This window comes from Streptomyces sp. NPDC093018 (genome assembly GCF_040684035.1).
GTDB lineage: Bacteria > Actinomycetota > Actinomycetes > Streptomycetales > Streptomycetaceae > Streptomyces > Streptomyces murinus.
Genome location: NZ_JBFBFF010000005.1, coordinates 532489 through 548373, shown reverse-complemented (window position 1 = coordinate 548373; position 15885 = coordinate 532489). Strand labels below are relative to the sequence as shown.

The following is a 15885-nucleotide window of genomic DNA, read 5'->3' as shown; positions in this document are numbered from 1 at the left end:
TGGGCCGCTTCGGAGGGTGCGTCCGGTCACATCGGGACGCCCGCCTCGGGTGCCGGTTCGCGTTGCACCAGCTGGGGGCCGGGGTCCTCGTGCGCCGAGGAGGAGGGCTCGGCCGACGGGGGCTCGGTGTCGGGCGGCGGCGGGGTGGTCGGCGGGGGCGGGGGCGGCGCGGTGGTGGGCCCGGGGGTCGGCTGCTGCGCGGGCGGGGCCGGCGGGGCACCGGGGGTCTTGCGGGGCTTCGCGGGGTCCGCGGAGGCGCTGTCCGCGCCGGACGCGTCGGCCGAGGACGCCGGGGCCGACTCCCCCGGCTTCCGCTTGCCGCCGTGCCCGTGCTTGCCGTCGCCCCCGGGGGCGACCCGGCCGGGTCCGGCCACGCCGTCCACCGCGGGTCCGGCGCCCGCCGCCGCTCCGGCGCCGCCGTGCCGCCCCGCGGAGTGCGAGGGCGCGGTCCGGCTGGCGGCGTCACCCACGTTCACACAGCCGGTGGCGGCGGAGACGGCCAGTGCCGTGACGACCAGACGTACGGGTACGGGCAAGGGGCGCACGGCGGCCACCTCCGGGGACAGGGAACGGGGTCAACCTGTTCAACTCCCGTCGCCCGCAGGAGGACACGCGCCGCGGACACATCACGTCACACGGCCCGTACGGCCCCTGCGGCCGTGCCCGCGTCCCCCGCGGCCGCCCTGACGCGCCGTCACCCGTAGCCGAGCGCGTGCAGCCGGGCGTCGTCGATGCCGAAGTGGTGGGCGATCTCGTGCACCACGGTCACCTCGGTCTCCGCCACGACGTCCTCGCGGGTGTCGCACATCCGCAGCGTCGGCCCCCGGTAGACCGTGATCCGGTCCGGCAGCACCCCGGCGTACCACTCGCCCCGCTCGGTCAGCGGGGTGCCCTCGTACAGACCGAGCAGATCGGGATCGGCGGCGGGCGGTTCGTCCTCCACGAACACCGCCACGTTGTCCATGAGCCGCGTCAGCTCCGGCGGGATCCGGTCGAGCGCCTCGGCGACCAGTTCCTCGAACTCCTCGCGCGTCATCTCCAGCACAGGGCCATTGTCGGCCACGTGCCGGTCGTACGGGAGCGGCGGGGCGCCGCATACCCCCGCCCGCATATGGGCATACGGGATCAATGGTCCGCGTCCCCGTCGCCGTCCTGAACCGCATGCCGAACCTCGCCGCAGCCCTCTTCCGCCGCCCCCGCCCCGGTTCCCGTCCCCGCCCGCTCCCCGAGCCGGAACTCGCCGCCCGCCCCCGGCCGTGGCTCGGCGCGCTCGGCCTCACCGCGGTCGTGCTGGTCGGCGCCTGGCTGGGGCTGCTGGTCGTCGGCAATGTGCGGACACCGGTCGGCCCGATGAACACCACGATGGCGCTGCGCCCCTCGCTGACCGGCGGCACCAAGATCAATGTGTCCCCGCTGGGCGCGCTCACCCTGGACAGCCATGTCGCGCCGGTCCGGCTGGACGTCAACGTCGATCAGCTGGACCCGCTGCGCTCCCAGGAACTGGTGGACCACCCGGACCGGATCTCCGGCCTCCAGGGCGAGGTGGTCCACGACGTGGAACACGGCATCTTCGACCTCGCCGTGCGCTCCGGCGTCGCCGTGGTGGCCGGCGCGGGCGCCCTCGGGTTCGCCGTCTACCGGCGCCCGAGCCGCGCGCTCACGGCCGGCGGACTCGCCCTCGCGCTGCTGGCCGCCTCGGGCATCTCCGCGTACGCCACCTGGAACCCCAAGTCGGTGCTGGAGCCGAGGTTCTCGGGACTGCTGTCCTCCGCGCCCTCGGTGATCGGCAACGCGCGCAGCATCGTCAGCGACTTCGACGTCTACCAGCAGGAGTTGGCCCGCCTGGTGACGAACGTGACCAAGCTGTACGACGTCACGTCCACGCTGCCGGCCTACCAGCCGGACCCCTCCACCATCCGGGTCCTGCACGTCTCGGACATCCATCTGAACCCGGCGAGCTGGAAGATCATCGCCTCGCTGGTGGAGCAGTACAAGGTGAACGTGATCGTGGACTCCGGCGACACGATGGACCACGGCACGGCGGCGGAGAACGGCTTCCTGGACCCGATCGCCCAGCTGGGCGTGCCGTACGTCTGGGTGCGGGGCAACCACGACTCCAGGGCCACCCAGCGCTATCTGGAGCACATGAAGAACGTCCGGGTGCTGGACGACGGGCGGGCGCGGACGGTGGGCGGGCTGCGCTTCGCGGGCATCGGCGATCCGCAGTTCACCCCGGACCGCGCGGTGGCGCCGGGCGGTGACGCCGCCGAGCGGCTGGCGGGCGACCGGCTGGACAGCGCGCTGCGCTCCCAGCGGGCGGCGGGGACACCGGTGGACGTGGCGATCGCGCACGAGCCGGTGGCGGCGCGGGAGACGGACGGTGAGGTGCCGCTGGTGCTGTGCGGGCATCTGCACCACGAGGGGGACGAGAAGCTGCCGTACGGCACGCGGCTGCGGATGGAGGGCTCGACCGGGGGCAGCGGGCTGCGCGCGGTGGAGGGCAAGTACCCCGCGCCGATCGAGGCATCGGTGCTCTATTTCGACCGCGACAGCCATCGGCTCCAGGCGTGGGACGCGATCGAGCTGGGCGGCCTCGGACTGACGACGGCCGAGGTCAGTCGCCATCTGGCGGACGACAACCGGCCCGGCGCGACGCCCCCCTCGACCGCCCCCTCGCCCTCCGGGAACGGGGGCTCCGCACGCCGCCCGTAAACCGTTTTGGCGATCCCCCTCGCCATCCCATATGCTTCTCACGTCCCCGACGCGCTGAGAAGCGCCCAGGCGGGCCGATAGCCCTCATCGTCTAGCGGCCTAGGACGCCGCCCTTTCAAGGCGGTAGCACGGGTTCGAATCCCGTTGGGGGCACGCAAGACCGTGTGCGACACTGTTGCACACAAACAGCTTGGTCCTGTGGAGCAGCTTGGAGTGCTCGCCACCCTGTCAAGGTGGAGGCCGCGGGTTCAAATCCCGTCAGGACCGCTGAGGTTTCACGTGAAACCTCGTGGCTGGGTAGCTCAGTTGGTACGAGCGATCGCCTGAAAAGCGATAGGTCGCCGGTTCGACCCCGGCCCCAGCCACAACCCGAAGGCCCCGTTCGACGAACGGGGCCTTCGTCGTATGGCAGCGTCACGCTCCAGCCAGGTCGGGGGGACCAATGGGCGGTACCGAGATCGAGCTTGAGAAGGACAAGGCGAAGTTCGGCTTGCTGGCGGTGATGGCCAGCAATGTCGCGATCGTCGCCGTGGCGGTCGTCGGGGTCTGGCGGCTGAAGGGCGACACCTCGGTGATCGTCGGCATCCTCACCGCCGCCTTCACCGCGGTCAGCAGCATGACCACCGCCTATCTGGGCATCAAGGCCGTCTCCAACACCGCGCGGTCCATGACCCTGGCCGGCGGACCGGCCCAGCAGCAGCCCGCGCCGACGCCCGCGGCCCCTGCGGCCCCTGCGACCTCCGTCGGCACCGATGCGATCCCCGCCCCCGCGACGCCCGCCCCGACCTCCGAGGCACCGGCCTCCTGAGCTAGGCACCGGCCCCCTGGGCTCCCACCTCCCGGGCCGGGCCCGTCGAGCGGCCGCCCGGGTGGCGATGGCGCCAGATCAGGAAGATCGCGCAGGCCAGGACGGACCAGCCGGCCAGCACCAGGAACGGGAAGGCGTGCTGGTCGCCCCGGAAGTAGACCGCGGTGTGCTGGGCGTTCACCGAGGCGCCCGGCGGCAGCCAGCGGCCGATGGTGCCGAGCGCGGAGGGCAGCAGGGGCCAGGAGACGGCGCCCCCGGAGGAGGGGTTGCCGAGCAGCACCATCAGGCCCCAGGTCGGCAGCATGGCCCAGCGCCCGAACATCGTGTTGAACATCGTGAAGACCATGCCGGACGTGAACATCGTCAGGGCGAGGATCAGCCAGGACACCAAGAACGGCAGCCGCAGCGCGCCCAGCCACCAGTCCACCACCGCGGCGATCGTGAACCCGCCGAGCAGGGCGTAGCCGACGGTGAAGGCGATCCGCTCCAGCGGGTTCAGCGCCTTCGCGTGCACGCTGAGCTGGATCGCGCCGATGAAGCCGATCACCACGGCGGCGAGGGAGATGTAGAAGATCGCCAGTCCTCGCGGGTCGCCCTTCTGGAGCGGCTTGAGGTCGTGCAGCACGACGGCTGTCCCGGTCGCCCGGCCCACGCTCGCCGCGGCCTCCCCGAGGACCTGCGCGACGGTCGCCCCGGAGGCCGCGGACACGTCCATCCTGACCGGGCCGCCGCCCGCGGGCGCGCCGACCACCGCGAAGACGCGCTGCTGGTTCACGGCGCGGACGGCCGCGGCCCGGTTCGGGTACGGGTGCAGCTTCAGCGAGGCCGACAGGGCGTGCTCCATGCCCGCGAGGAAGGTGCGGGTCGGTGGCCGGTCGTAGGGGCCGGTGACCGCGGCCGGGATGCTGTGCGGGGTCGGGTTGGCCATGGCGTAGGTGTAGGAGCCCGCGAAGAGGCCGGCGGCGGCGGAGATGAGGAGGAGCAGGACGGTGGCGGGGAGGAAGGGGGACCGCTTGAACGTCGTCCAGCGCGAATCGGACATAGGGGAACTCTGGCATCTCGCCGTAGGGGGTGCCTGTTGATCGCCGGGTGCGGACCGGCGTCAAATCAGTCGACCGGGTTTCGGCCGAGGTGAGATCCTGGATCGCGTATGTCTACGCATCCAGCCCCCGCCCTCGGCTCCCTCGCCGCCCGTCTGACCGAGTTGTCGCTGCGTGACGCGCACCGGCTCGGGCGGCGGCTTGAGGGCGCGCGCAAGATCCGTAAGCCCGAAGCCCGTGACGCCGTGTTCGCCGAGATCGAGGGCGAGCTCGACAAGGCGGCGGGCCGGATGGCCGAGCGACGCGTCCGCGTGCCGGCCGTCACCTATCCCGAACAGCTGCCCGTCAGCCAGAAGAAGGACGAGATCGCGGCGGCCATCCGCGATCACCAGGTCGTCATCGTCGCCGGTGAGACCGGTTCCGGGAAGACGACGCAGATCCCCAAGATCTGTCTCGAACTGGGCCGCGGTGTGCGCGGCATGATCGGGCACACCCAGCCCCGCCGGATCGCCGCCCGGACCGTCGCCGAGCGGGTCGCCGAGGAACTGCGCACCCCGCTCGGCGAGGCCGTCGGCTGGAAGGTGCGGTTCACCGACCAGGTGAACCCGGACGCCACCTTCGTGAAGCTGATGACGGACGGCATCCTGCTCGCCGAGATCCAGACCGACCGCGAGCTGCGCGCCTACGACACGATCATCATCGACGAGGCCCACGAGCGGTCCCTCAACATCGACTTCCTGCTCGGCTATCTCGCCCAGCTGCTGCCCAAGCGGCCGGACCTCAAGGTCGTCATCACCTCGGCGACCATCGACCCCGAGCGCTTCTCCCGGCACTTCGGGGACGCCCCGATCATCGAGGTCAGCGGGCGGACGTACCCCGTGGAGGTGCGCTACCGGCCGCTCCTCGAAGCGGAGTCCGAGGACGCCGACCGGGACCAGATCACCGCGATCTGCGACGCGGTCGAGGAGCTCCAGGCCGAGGGCAAGGGCGACATCCTCGTCTTCCTCTCCGGCGAGCGGGAGATCCGCGACACGGCGGACGCGCTGGAGAAGAAGAAGTACAGATTCACCGAAGTGCTGCCGTTGTACGCCCGGCTGTCGCACGCCGAGCAGCACCGGGTCTTCCAGCAGCACACCGGACGCCGGATCGTGCTGGCCACGAACGTCGCCGAGACCTCGCTGACCGTCCCGGGCATCAAGTACGTCATCGACCCCGGCTTCGCCCGGATCAGCCGCTACAGCCACCGCACCAAGGTCCAGCGGCTGCCCATCGAACCGGTCTCGCAGGCCAGCGCCAACCAGCGCAAGGGCCGCTGCGGCCGTACCTCCGACGGCATCTGCATCCGGCTGTACAGCGAGGACGACTTCCTCGCCCGGCCGGAGTTCACCGACGCGGAGATCCTGCGCACCAACCTGGCCTCCGTCATCCTCCAGATGACCGCGGCCGGACTCGGCGACATCGAGAAGTTCCCCTTCATCGACCCGCCGGACCACCGCAACATCCGCGACGGCGTGCAGCTCCTCCAGGAACTGAGCGCGATCGACCCCGCGGAGAAGGATCCGCGCAAGCGGCTCACCGACACCGGCCGCAAATTGGCCCAGCTGCCCGTGGACCCGCGGCTCGCCCGGATGGTGCTGGAGGCGGACCGCAACGGCTGTGTCCGCGAGGTCATGGTCATCGCGGCCGCCCTGTCCATCCAGGACCCGCGCGAACGCCCCGCCGACAAGCAGGCGCAGGCCGACCAGCAGCACGCCCGCTTCAAGGACGAGACCAGCGACTTCCTCGCCTACCTCAACCTGTGGCGGTATGTGCGCGAGCAGCAGAAGGAGCGCGGCTCCAGCTCGTTCCGGCGGATGTGCAAGCAGGAGTACCTGAACTTCCTGCGCATCCGTGAGTGGCAGGACATCTACACCCAGCTGCGGACCGTGGCCAAGCAGATGGGCATCCACCTCGACGAGAACGATGCTCCAGCGGACCGCGTGCACGTCTCCCTGCTGGCCGGCCTGCTCTCCCACGTCGGGATGAAGGACGTACGGGAGGGCAACAAGAACGAGTATCTGGGCGCCCGCAACGCCAAGTTCGCGATCTTCCCGGGCTCGGCGCTGTTCAAGAAGCAGCCCAAGTTCGTGATGTCGGCCGAGCTGGTGGAGACCAGCCGGCTGTGGGCGCGGGTCAACGCGAAGATCGAGCCCGAGTGGGTCGAGCCGATCGCCGGGCATCTGCTGAAGCGCACGTACAGCGAACCGCACTGGGAGAAGGACCAGGCGGCCGTGATGGCGTACGAGAAGGTCACGCTGTACGGCGTGCCGATCGTCGCCCAGCGCAAGGTGAACTACGGCCGGATCGACCCCGAGGTCTCCCGCGAGCTGTTCATCCGCAACGCGCTGGTGGAGGGCGACTGGCGCACCCACCACAAGTTCTACGCCGACAACCGCAAGCTCCTCAGCGAGGTCGAGGAGCTGGAGCACCGGGCGCGGCGCCGGGACATCGTGGTGGACGACGAGACACTGTTCGACTTCTACGAACAGCGGGTGCCCGAACACGTCGTCTCCGGAGCGCACTTCGACTCCTGGTGGAAGCGCAAGCGGCACGAACAGCCGGACTTCCTGGACTTCGAGCGGGAGATGCTGATCCGCGAGTCCGCGGAGGCCGTCACCAAGGACGACTATCCGGACAGCTGGCGGCAGGGTGCCCTGAAGTTCCGGGTCACCTACCAGTTCGAGCCGGGCGCGGACGCGGACGGTGTGACCGTGCACATCCCGCTCCAGGTCCTCAACCAGGTCACCGACGAGGGCTTCGACTGGCAGATCCCGGGCCTGCGGGAAGAGGTCGTCACGGAGCTGATCCGGTCCCTGCCCAAGCCGATCCGGCGCAACTACGTGCCCGCGCCGAACTTCGCCAAGGCGTTCCTGGAGCGGGCGGTGCCCCTCCAGGAGCCGCTGACCGTGACGATGGCGCGTGAGCTCAAGCGCATGGTCGGGGTGCCGTTCGAGGCGGAGGACTTCGACTGGGCCAAGGTCCCCGAGCATCTTCGGATCACGTTCCGGATCGTCGACGAACGGCGCCGGAAGCTGGCCGAGGACAAGGACCTGGAGGCGCTCAAGCTCAGCCTGAAGCCGAAGGCGCGCAAGGCGCTCTCCCAGGCCGCGGCGGCGACCGCGTCCCGCGAGGGCGGGCCCGCGCTGGAGCGCGCGGGGCTGACCGACTGGACGATCGGCACACTGAGCCGGGTCTTCGAGACCCGCCGGGCCGGGCAGCCGGTGAAGGCGTACCCGGCGCTGGTGGACGACGGCGACACGGTCTCCGTACGGCTCTTCGACACGGAGGCCGAGCAGGCGGAGGCCATGTGGAAGGGCACCCGGCGGCTGATCCTGCGCAACATCCCGGTGAACCCTGCCAAGTTCGCGTCCGAGAAGCTCAGCAACCAGCAGAAGCTGGGGCTGTCCGCCAATCCGCACGGATCGATCCAGGCCCTGTTCGACGACTGCGCGATGGCCGCCGCGGACAAGCTGATCGCGGACTTCGGCGGACCGGCGTGGGACGAGGAGTCGTACCGGAAGCTGTACGACAAGGTGCGCGCCGAGATCGTGGACACCACGGTGCGCACGGTCGGCCAGGTGCAGCAGGTGCTGGCCGCGTGGGGGGCCTGTGAGCGGCGTCTGAAGGCCGTGCGCAGCCCCGCGCTGCTCGCGAACCTCACGGACGTCCGCAAGCAGCTGGACGCGCTGGTGAAGCCCGGGTTCGTCACCTGGGCGGGGATACGGCGGCTGCCGGATCTGATGCGGTACCTGGTGGCGGCGGACCGGCGGCTCCAGCAGATGCCGGCGAATGTGCAGCGGGACACCACGCGCATGGAGAAGGTCCACGAGATGCGGGACGAGTACGCCTGGCTGCTGGAGCAGCTTCCGCAGGGGCGGCCCGTTCCGCAGCAGGTCCTGGACATCCGCTGGATGCTGGAGGAGCTGCGGGTCAGCTATTTCGCGCATGCGCTGGGCACGGCGTACCCCGTCTCCGACAAGCGGATCGTGAAGGCGATCGACGCGGCCGCACCGTGACCGACCACTCACAGGGGGTGAGTTCGACCTGGCGGGCTCACCTCCTGTACAGTCTCATCTCGCAGCACAAAGCAACACGCCAAGTGCCGCGAAACCTGGTCCTGTGGAGCAGCTTGGAGTGCTCGCCACCCTGTCAAGGTGGAGGCCGCGGGTTCAAATCCCGTCAGGACCGCAGTAGGAGTAAGGCCCGCATCCCTTGAGGATCGCGGGCCTTACTCATGTCCCCGCCGAGGTGGCCGAGGTGGAAGTCGCACCCGCACGGCGCCGCCTGACGGCCCCTGAGGGCAACGGAAGTCGGCAAACCCGATCAGAAGCCCACCCGGCTCCTTCTGGACGCTTCCGGACGCTTTCATGCGGTCGCGCGGCCTTGACCGCGCCCGCCTCGCCGCACCGGCACCCCACCCGGCACCACCCGGCCTGCCACCATCGGCACGGGGCCCCAACTCCCTTTCACACAGGGGATAGTGGAACCAGTGATTCCACTAGCGTACGTATGCCCGGGGCAACAAGTAGCCTGACATGTGACGGGTGTCACTGCATGAGTTTTCAGAACACCGCAACTTACACCTCTCCTACAACGGGTCAATTTAATATGTGCAATTGCACTCCATACCGAAGTGCGCCCTCGGCACCCTCATCGACCCTTCACCCCGCCCCCGACCAGCGCACAAAACAGATCGCGCTGGACCCGGCGGAGTCCAGCGCGATCGACGACGCACCCTGTGTCGCTTGCCTACAACGTTCTTTTCGGCCTGGGCGTGGGGCCTGTTGGGGCAGGTCCCGCGTCGCTTGAAGCTAGGGTTTCGGGCGCCTCGGCAGGTTGGGGGGCCTGCCGTTTCGCCCTGTATTCAGTTGTTCCGCCTGCTCGGTCAGGCCTCGCTGCGCTGCTGCGGGATGCCCGCCAGCAGAGCGCGGACCTCAGCCTCGCGGTAACGGCGGTGCCCGCCGAGCGTGCGGATCGACGTGAGCTTGCCGGCCTTCGCCCACCGCGTGACCGTCTTGGGGTCGACGCGGAACATGGTGGCGACCTCAGCCGGGGTCAGCAGCGGCTCGGCATCAGGGGTGCGAGCGGTCATGAGCGGCCTCCTCGGGAGAACCGAACCTTCTCGGTTCTTTCCTCTAAATTCTGCACCTTGACCCGCGTTGCCCGAAATGGCGGACGCGAGTCGAGTCGGTTATAGGACGAACGGCTTGTCCTCGGCACTACAACTACACCATCTGTCCAGCCCGGTCGGCCAAACCGATGGAATTGCCCTCCCAGGTGTTCATCAGCGACGGAAGCCGATGGACCATGCCATAGCGGACAGTCACGCCACCGTGACGATCAGTCACAGGGCGATCAGGAGGCACCAGACCCCCCAAAGCGTGCAATGCAGAGATTCCGCCCATAGTGCACCACACTTGGACGGAAGGAGCCCTCCCCGGACTCCTTGTCCTATTTTGGCATGAGGAGGGGGAAGAGGCGCAAGGGCCCCGTACGTGCAGTCCATCACCTTTCGGGCGTCCTTGACGCAAACGCCCGGATCGGAGCCGACGCCCCGTCAGTTGGGTGAAACGCGCTTGACCGTACGCCGTTGGGCACGGTCTGAGCTGTGGCGCGGGTCACGTTTTGGCGGATTCTGTTTGAACGTCAGTTCGCCGAACGCCGATCCCGCACCGCACGCCACCGCTCCACGAGCCGCGCGTACGCCTCCCCGGCCGCCGCCTCGTCTCCCCTGCGCAGCGCCTCGATGCCCTCGGCCACGTCCGCCGCCGAGTGGTCCGCCGCCAGCTCGTCGGCCGGCAGCACATGCACCAGACCGCCGTAGTCCAGCTCCACCAGCGACCTCGGATGGAACTCCTCCAGCCAGCGGCCGACGTCCAGCAGGCCGTCGAGCAGCGGCCCTTCCCCCACGGTCTCCTTCAGGGTGCGCAGCGTCCTGGCCACCCGGCGCCGGGCCTGCACCATCGGCGTGCGGTAGCGCAGCACCGGGGGCGCCTCGGCGGTCCCCTTGTCGTACTGCCGCTCCTCGTCCGTGACCAGCACGAACCAGTTCACCGGCACCTGCCAGGTCGCCGTGCGGATCCACGGGCGGGCGTCGGGATTGCGTCCGAGCCAGCGCTCGTAGTCCAGGGCCGCCTGCCGGCGCACCACCGGCGGCAGCACCGCGTCCAGCACCGGCGGGGGCAGCTCCGCGCCGAGTTCCTCCAGCGCCTGCCAGCCGCGCAGCCGGGTCCGCCAGGGGCATACGCAGACCACCCCGTCGACCTCCAGCACGAAGGCGTCGCCGCTCTCGCGCACCGGCACCGCGACGGGCGGGGTCGGCACCAAGTCGGCCAGCGAGCGCCGCAGTTCGTCCTGGTACGAGGGCCGGTCCGGGCGGCGGGCGTAGCGCGCCCAGTGGCCGCGCTCCGGCTCCGGGAAGGCACCCAGCGGCTCGTACACGCGCAGGTAGGCGGCATAGGGGACGATCACGGAGGACACCTTCGGCACGCCTGCTCCCTCCCCATCGGACCCGGCTGGAAACACTGCAAATCGTGCCACGGTCAGGGGGGTGCGGTGAGCCCGTGCGAGTGATCCTGAACACTGCGCGGACGATGCCCGGACGCAGGCTCTACGCTCATGCCACCAGCACCCGCCACCCGTACGGGAGCTGACCCCACTCGCCGCTAGTACACAGGAGTCACCACAGTGACCGACGTATCCGGCGCGCCTGCTGATGTCCTGCACACCCTGTTCCACTCGGAGCAGGGCGGTCATGAGCAGGTCGTGCTCTGCCAGGACCGCGCCAGTGGCCTCAAGGCCGTGATCGCGCTCCACTCCACCGCTCTGGGCCCGGCCCTCGGCGGTACCCGCTTCTACCCGTACGCCACCGAGGCCGAGGCCGTCGCCGACGCGCTCAACCTCGCGCGCGGGATGTCGTACAAGAACGCCATGGCCGGACTGGACCACGGCGGCGGCAAGGCCGTGATCATCGGCGACCCGGAGCGCGACAAGACCGAGGAACTCCTCCTCGCCTACGGCCGGATGGTCGCCTCCCTCGGCGGGCGCTACGTCACCGCCTGCGACGTCGGCACCTATGTGGCCGACATGGACGTGGTGGCCCGCGAATGCCGCTGGACCACCGGCCGCTCCCCGGAGAACGGCGGCGCCGGCGACTCCTCGGTGCTGACCTCCTTCGGCGTCTACCAGAGCATGCGCGCCTGCGCCCAGCACCTGTGGGGCGACCCCTCGCTGCGCGACCGCACGGTCGGTGTCGCCGGGGTCGGCAAGGTCGGCCACCATCTGGTGCGCCACCTGCTGGACGAGGGCGCGAAGGTCGTCATCACGGATGTCCGCCCGGACGCCGTCCAGCGGATCCTCGACCAGCACGAGGGTGTGACGGCGGTCGCCGACACCGACGCGCTGATCCGGCTGGAGGGCCTGGACATCTACGCGCCCTGCGCGCTCGGCGGCGCCCTGAACGACGAGACCGTGCCGGTGCTCACCGCCAAGGTGGTGTGCGGCGCGGCCAACAACCAGCTCGCCCACCCGGGTGTGGAGAAGGACCTCGCCGACCGCGGGATCCTCTACGCGCCGGACTACGTGGTGAACGCGGGCGGGGTCATCCAGGTGGCCGACGAACTGCACGGCTTCGACTTCGAGCGGTGCAAGGCGAAGGCGACGCGGATCTTCGACACCACGCTGGCCATATTCGCACGTGCGAAGGAAGACGGAATTCCGCCGGCCGCGGCGGCCGACCGGATCGCCGAGCAGCGGATGGCCGAGGCGCGCGCGGGCCGCACCGGGCACTGACCCGGTCGCACGGAGGGCTTCGCACACCCGAGTTCGCACACATGAGCGGTACCCGCCGAGGGCCGGTTAGAGAGAACTCTCACTTCCATCGGCGGGTCGTTCCCCGATAAGTGGTTAAAATCGCCACTGACCAGCGAGGACAGGGCGCCTCGAAGGTTCTGTGCACACGCGCGTGCTGCGGGCGACGTACCGTATGGGCGCGGGCTCAGGTACCGTGGAAGCCCTACGGACCGGCCTCTCCACGGAGAGTCCGATCCAGATCATGAACGCGTGTCAGACTCTGGGGCCGTCGAGCCCCGTCACCGAGGGGGTCGAGCCATGGGGCGCGGCCGGGCCAAGGCCAAGCAGACAAAGGTCGCCCGCCAGCTGAAGTACAACAGCGGTGGGACTGACCTGTCACGTCTGGCCAGTGAACTGGGCGCATCAACTTCGAACCAGCCGCCGAACGGCGAGCCTTTCGAGGACGATGACGATGACGAGGACGACCTTTACTCCCGTTACGCCGACCTCTATGAGGACGACGATGACGAGGACGACGGTCCCTCACAACACCGTCGCGGCGCTTGACCTTGCACTGAGCACCAGTCCGGTCGGTGGCACAGCCACCGACCGGCTTCTGTGCTACCCGCGAGCAGGTCTCGCGGGCACCACACCGGGGCATCAGTTCGCGTAGTCCCCCACCAGCTCCGCGCCGCTGTCCTTGTCGCCACGCTCGGTGATCTCGCCGGCCACCCAGGCTTCGACGCCCCGGTCGGCCAGCGTCGCGAGGGCCACCTCGGTGGATTCCTCGGGGACGATCGCCATCATGCCGACGCCCATGTTCAGCGTCTTCTCCAGCTCCAGGCGCTCCACGTTCCCGGTCCTGCCGACCAGGTCGAAGATCGCGCCCGGGGTCCAGGTGGTGCGGTCGACCACGGCGTGCAGGTCGTCCGGGATCACCCGGGCCAGGTTGGCCGCGAGTCCGCCGCCGGTGATGTGGCTGAAGGCGTGCACATCGGCCGTGCGGGTCAGCGCCAGGCAGTCCAGCGAGTAGATCTTGGTGGGCTCCAGCAGCTCCTCGCCGAGGGTGCGGCCGAGTTCGGCCACCTCCGACTCCAGGGCCAGGCCCGCCGTGTTCAGCAGGACGTGGCGGACCAGGGAGTACCCGTTCGAGTGAAGCCCGGAGGCCGCCATGGCGATCACGGTGTCACCCTTGCGGATGCGATCCGAGCCGAGCAGCCGGTCGGCCTCCACGACGCCCGTACCGGCGCCCGCGACATCGAAGTCGTCCGCGCCGAGCAGGCCCGGGTGTTCGGCCGTCTCACCGCCGACCAGGGCGCAGCCGGCCAGTACACAGCCCTCCGCGATGCCCTTGACGATGGCGGCGACCCGCTCGGGGTGGACCTTGCCGACACAGATGTAGTCGGTCATGAACAGCGGCTCGGCGCCGCACACCACGATGTCGTCCATGACCATGGCGACCAGGTCGTGGCCGATGGTGTCGTAGACGCCCAGGCGGCGGGCGATGTCCACCTTGGTGCCCACGCCGTCCGTGGCGGAGGCGAGCAGGGGGCGCTCGTAGCGCTTGAGCGCGGAGGCGTCGAAGAGTCCGGCGAAGCCGCCGATGCCGCCGAGGACCTCGGGACGCCGGGTCTTCTTGACCCACTCCTTCATCAGCTCGACGGCGCGGTCGCCCGCCTCGATGTCGACGCCCGCCGCTGCGTAGCTGGCACCAGTTGTCTCAGACATGACTGTGAGAGCTTTCGTGTCGTACTGCGGGGTGTTACGGGCGGCGGATCGCGTCGGCCGCGGCCGTTTCGGCGGGACCGGCCGCCAGCTCGGTCTCCAGCAGCTGCTTGCCGAGCAGTTCCGGATCCGGCAGCTCCATCGGGTACTCGCCGTCGAAGCAGGCGCGGCACAGGTTCGGCTTCGCGATGGTGGTCGCGTCGATCATGCCGTCGATGGAGATGTAGGAGAGCGAGTCGGCGCCCAGGCTGGTGCCGATCTCGTCGATCGTCATGCCGTTGGCGATCAGCTCCGCGCGGGTGGCGAAGTCGATGCCGAAGAAGCAGGGCCACTTCACCGGCGGCGAGGAGATGCGGATGTGCACCTCGGCGGCGCCCGCCTCGCGGAGCATGCGCACCAGGGCCCGCTGGGTGTTGCCGCGCACGATCGAGTCGTCCACGACCACCAGGCGCTTGCCCTTGATGACTTCCTTGAGCGGGTTCAGCTTCAGCCGGATGCCCAGCTGGCGGATGGTCTGCGAGGGCTGGATGAACGTACGGCCCACATAGGCGTTCTTCACCAGTCCCGCGCCGAACGGGATGCCCGAGGCCTCCGCGTAGCCGATGGCGGCCGGAGTGCCCGATTCCGGGGTCGCTATCACCAGGTCGGCCTCGACCGGGGCCTCCTTGGCGAGCCGGCGGCCCATCTCCACCCGGGAGAGGTACACGTTCCGGCCGGCGATGTCGGTGTCCGGGCGGGCCAGGTACACGTACTCGAAGACACAGCCCTTGGGCTTTGCTTCCGCGAATCGCGAGCTGCGCAGGCCGTTCTCGTCGATGGCGACGAACTCGCCCGGCTCTATCTCGCGGACGAAGCTGGCGCCGCAGATATCCAGGGCGGCGGACTCGGAGGCGACCACCCAGCCGCGCTCCAGGCGGCCGAGGACCAGCGGGCGGATGCCCTGGGGGTCACGGCCGGCGTAGAGGGTGTGCTCGTCCATGAAGACGAGCGAGAAGGCGCCCCGGACCTGCGGGAGGACCTGATGGGCGGCCTCCTCGACGGTCAGCGGCTTGCCGTCCTCGTCGACCTGGGCGGCGAGCAGCGCCGTCAGCAGGTCGGTGTCGTTGGTGGCCGCGACCCGGGTGGAGCGGCTGTTGTTCTCGTTCGGGAGTTCGGCGACCATCTCGGCGAGCTGCGCCGTGTTGACCAGGTTGCCGTTGTGGCCGAGCGCGATCGAGCCGTGCGCGGTGGCGCGGAACGTCGGCTGGGCGTTCTCCCACACGGAGGCGCCGGTGGTCGAGTAGCGGGCGTGTCCGACCGCGATATGACCCTGGAGCGATCCGAGAGAGGTCTCGTCGAAGACCTGGGAGACCAGGCCCATGTCCTTGAAGACGAGGATCTGGGAGCCATTGCTGACCGCGATTCCCGCGGATTCCTGACCCCGGTGCTGGAGGGCGTAGAGCCCGAAGTACGTGAGCTTTGCGACCTCTTCACCCGGAGCCCAGACACCGAAGACGCCACACGCGTCCTGGGGGCCTTTCTCTCCGGGGAGCAGGTCGTGATTGAGTCGACCGTCACCACGTGGCACGGCACCGAGTGTAGGCGAGATCGACCACTGGTCCGAATTGGGGATACCCGGTCGTAACGGCCGGACGGTTTCCGGATCACCTTGTCGCTTTCCACGTCTGCGCAGGTCAGCGCGGCGTGTCCGGCGTCACTCGGGGATTTCTCCGGCCACCCGCGACTTCCCGCGGGGCGGTTTGGCCGTATGCGTGAGTGAGGTGTCGCACA

At 69.8% G+C, this 15885-nt stretch carries 12 protein-coding genes and 4 tRNA genes; 9 read left to right on the top strand and 7 right to left on the bottom strand.

Annotated elements, in window-relative coordinates:
* Positions 1–26: 26 nt before the first annotated feature.
* Together AB0N90_RS15840 and AB0N90_RS15835 are read right to left on the bottom strand one after the other, a co-directional pair.
* Positions 27–545 carry a hypothetical protein gene (locus tag AB0N90_RS15840; RefSeq protein ID WP_365196671.1) on the bottom strand — a complete coding sequence of 173 codons (519 nt, stop codon included), beginning with the start codon at positions 543–545 and terminating at the stop codon, positions 27–29.
* 149 nt (positions 546–694) lie between these two features.
* Positions 695–1045: a metallopeptidase family protein gene (locus tag AB0N90_RS15835; RefSeq protein ID WP_037650716.1), complete on the bottom strand. Its 351-nt coding sequence runs from the start codon at positions 1043–1045 to the stop codon at positions 695–697.
* Positions 1046–1128: 83 nt separating this feature from the next.
* Here AB0N90_RS15835 and AB0N90_RS15830 point away from each other — a divergent pair, with 83 nt between their 5' ends.
* The 5 genes from AB0N90_RS15830 (at position 1129) to AB0N90_RS15810 (ending at position 3520) form a co-directional block, all read left to right on the top strand.
* Positions 1129–2712: a metallophosphoesterase gene (locus AB0N90_RS15830; protein WP_365196668.1), complete on the top strand. Its 1584-nt coding sequence runs from the start codon at positions 1129–1131 to the stop codon at positions 2710–2712.
* An 80-nt stretch (positions 2713–2792) separates the two neighbouring features.
* Positions 2793–2865 (top strand) — tRNA-Glu (locus AB0N90_RS15825).
* A 39-nt stretch (positions 2866–2904) separates the two neighbouring features.
* Positions 2905–2979, top strand: a tRNA-Asp gene (locus tag AB0N90_RS15820).
* Positions 2980–3003: 24 nt separating this feature from the next.
* Positions 3004–3077: transfer RNA gene (locus tag AB0N90_RS15815), tRNA-Phe, on the top strand.
* A 77-nt stretch (positions 3078–3154) separates the two neighbouring features.
* Positions 3155–3520, top strand: a complete 366-nt coding sequence (locus AB0N90_RS15810; protein WP_365196665.1) for a hypothetical protein — start codon at positions 3155–3157, stop codon at positions 3518–3520.
* Position 3521: 1 nt separating this feature from the next.
* Here AB0N90_RS15810 and AB0N90_RS15805 read toward each other — a convergent pair whose 3' ends face one another.
* Positions 3522–4562 (bottom strand): ABC transporter permease, encoded by a 1041-nt coding sequence (locus AB0N90_RS15805; RefSeq protein WP_365196662.1) that lies wholly within the window; start codon positions 4560–4562, stop codon positions 3522–3524.
* Between the two features lie 108 nt (positions 4563–4670).
* On the opposite strand from AB0N90_RS15805, the gene hrpA reads away from it, so the two are divergent.
* Together hrpA and AB0N90_RS15795 are read left to right on the top strand one after the other, a co-directional pair.
* Positions 4671–8615, top strand: coding sequence for an ATP-dependent RNA helicase HrpA (hrpA, locus tag AB0N90_RS15800; RefSeq protein ID WP_361671696.1), 3945 nt, complete (start codon positions 4671–4673; stop codon positions 8613–8615).
* A gap of 97 nt (positions 8616–8712) precedes the next feature.
* A tRNA-Asp gene (locus AB0N90_RS15795) sits at positions 8713–8787 on the top strand.
* A gap of 697 nt (positions 8788–9484) precedes the next feature.
* Here the strand turns inward: AB0N90_RS15795 and bldC are convergent.
* Together bldC and AB0N90_RS15785 are read right to left on the bottom strand one after the other, a co-directional pair.
* Complete coding sequence (bldC, locus tag AB0N90_RS15790; protein WP_003949541.1) at positions 9485–9691, bottom strand: developmental transcriptional regulator BldC; 207 nt, start codon at positions 9689–9691, stop codon at positions 9485–9487.
* Between the two features lie 554 nt (positions 9692–10245).
* The gene (locus tag AB0N90_RS15785; protein ID WP_365196659.1) at positions 10246–11088 is read right to left on the bottom strand and encodes a hypothetical protein; all 843 of its coding nucleotides are present in this window, start codon (positions 11086–11088) and stop codon (positions 10246–10248) included.
* A gap of 198 nt (positions 11089–11286) precedes the next feature.
* Here AB0N90_RS15785 and AB0N90_RS15780 point away from each other — a divergent pair, with 198 nt between their 5' ends.
* A complete protein-coding gene (locus AB0N90_RS15780; RefSeq protein WP_361671702.1) occupies positions 11287–12390 on the top strand; it encodes a Glu/Leu/Phe/Val dehydrogenase dimerization domain-containing protein in 1104 nt (367 codons plus the stop codon).
* A 318-nt stretch (positions 12391–12708) separates the two neighbouring features.
* Positions 12709–12957, top strand: a complete 249-nt coding sequence (locus AB0N90_RS15775) for a DUF3073 domain-containing protein (protein WP_085565502.1) — start codon at positions 12709–12711, stop codon at positions 12955–12957.
* A 93-nt stretch (positions 12958–13050) separates the two neighbouring features.
* On the opposite strand, the gene purM is transcribed toward AB0N90_RS15775, so the two are convergent.
* On the bottom strand, positions 13051–14118 hold the full coding sequence (gene purM, locus AB0N90_RS15770) for a phosphoribosylformylglycinamidine cyclo-ligase (protein ID WP_086806504.1): 1068 nt from the start codon (positions 14116–14118) through the stop codon (positions 13051–13053).
* A 34-nt stretch (positions 14119–14152) separates the two neighbouring features.
* A complete protein-coding gene (purF, locus tag AB0N90_RS15765; protein ID WP_085565504.1) occupies positions 14153–15682 on the bottom strand; it encodes an amidophosphoribosyltransferase in 1530 nt (509 codons plus the stop codon).
* Positions 15683–15885 lie beyond the last annotated feature (203 nt).

Excerpts from the sequence above, each read along its gene's own strand:
- hrpA (WP_361671696.1), top strand. The coding sequence starts at position 4,671 with ATGTCTACGCATCCAGCCCCCGCCCTCGGCTCCCTCGCCGCCCGTCTG.
- AB0N90_RS15830 (WP_365196668.1), top strand. The coding sequence starts at position 1,129 with ATGGTCCGCGTCCCCGTCGCCGTCCTGAACCGCATGCCGAACCTCGCC.
- purM (WP_086806504.1), bottom strand. The coding sequence starts at position 14,118 with ATGTCTGAGACAACTGGTGCCAGCTACGCAGCGGCGGGCGTCGACATC.
- AB0N90_RS15810 (WP_365196665.1), top strand. The coding sequence starts at position 3,155 with ATGGGCGGTACCGAGATCGAGCTTGAGAAGGACAAGGCGAAGTTCGGC.
- AB0N90_RS15805 (WP_365196662.1), bottom strand. The coding sequence starts at position 4,562 with ATGTCCGATTCGCGCTGGACGACGTTCAAGCGGTCCCCCTTCCTCCCC.
- AB0N90_RS15775 (WP_085565502.1), top strand. The coding sequence starts at position 12,709 with ATGGGGCGCGGCCGGGCCAAGGCCAAGCAGACAAAGGTCGCCCGCCAG.
- bldC (WP_003949541.1), bottom strand. The coding sequence starts at position 9,691 with ATGACCGCTCGCACCCCTGATGCCGAGCCGCTGCTGACCCCGGCTGAG.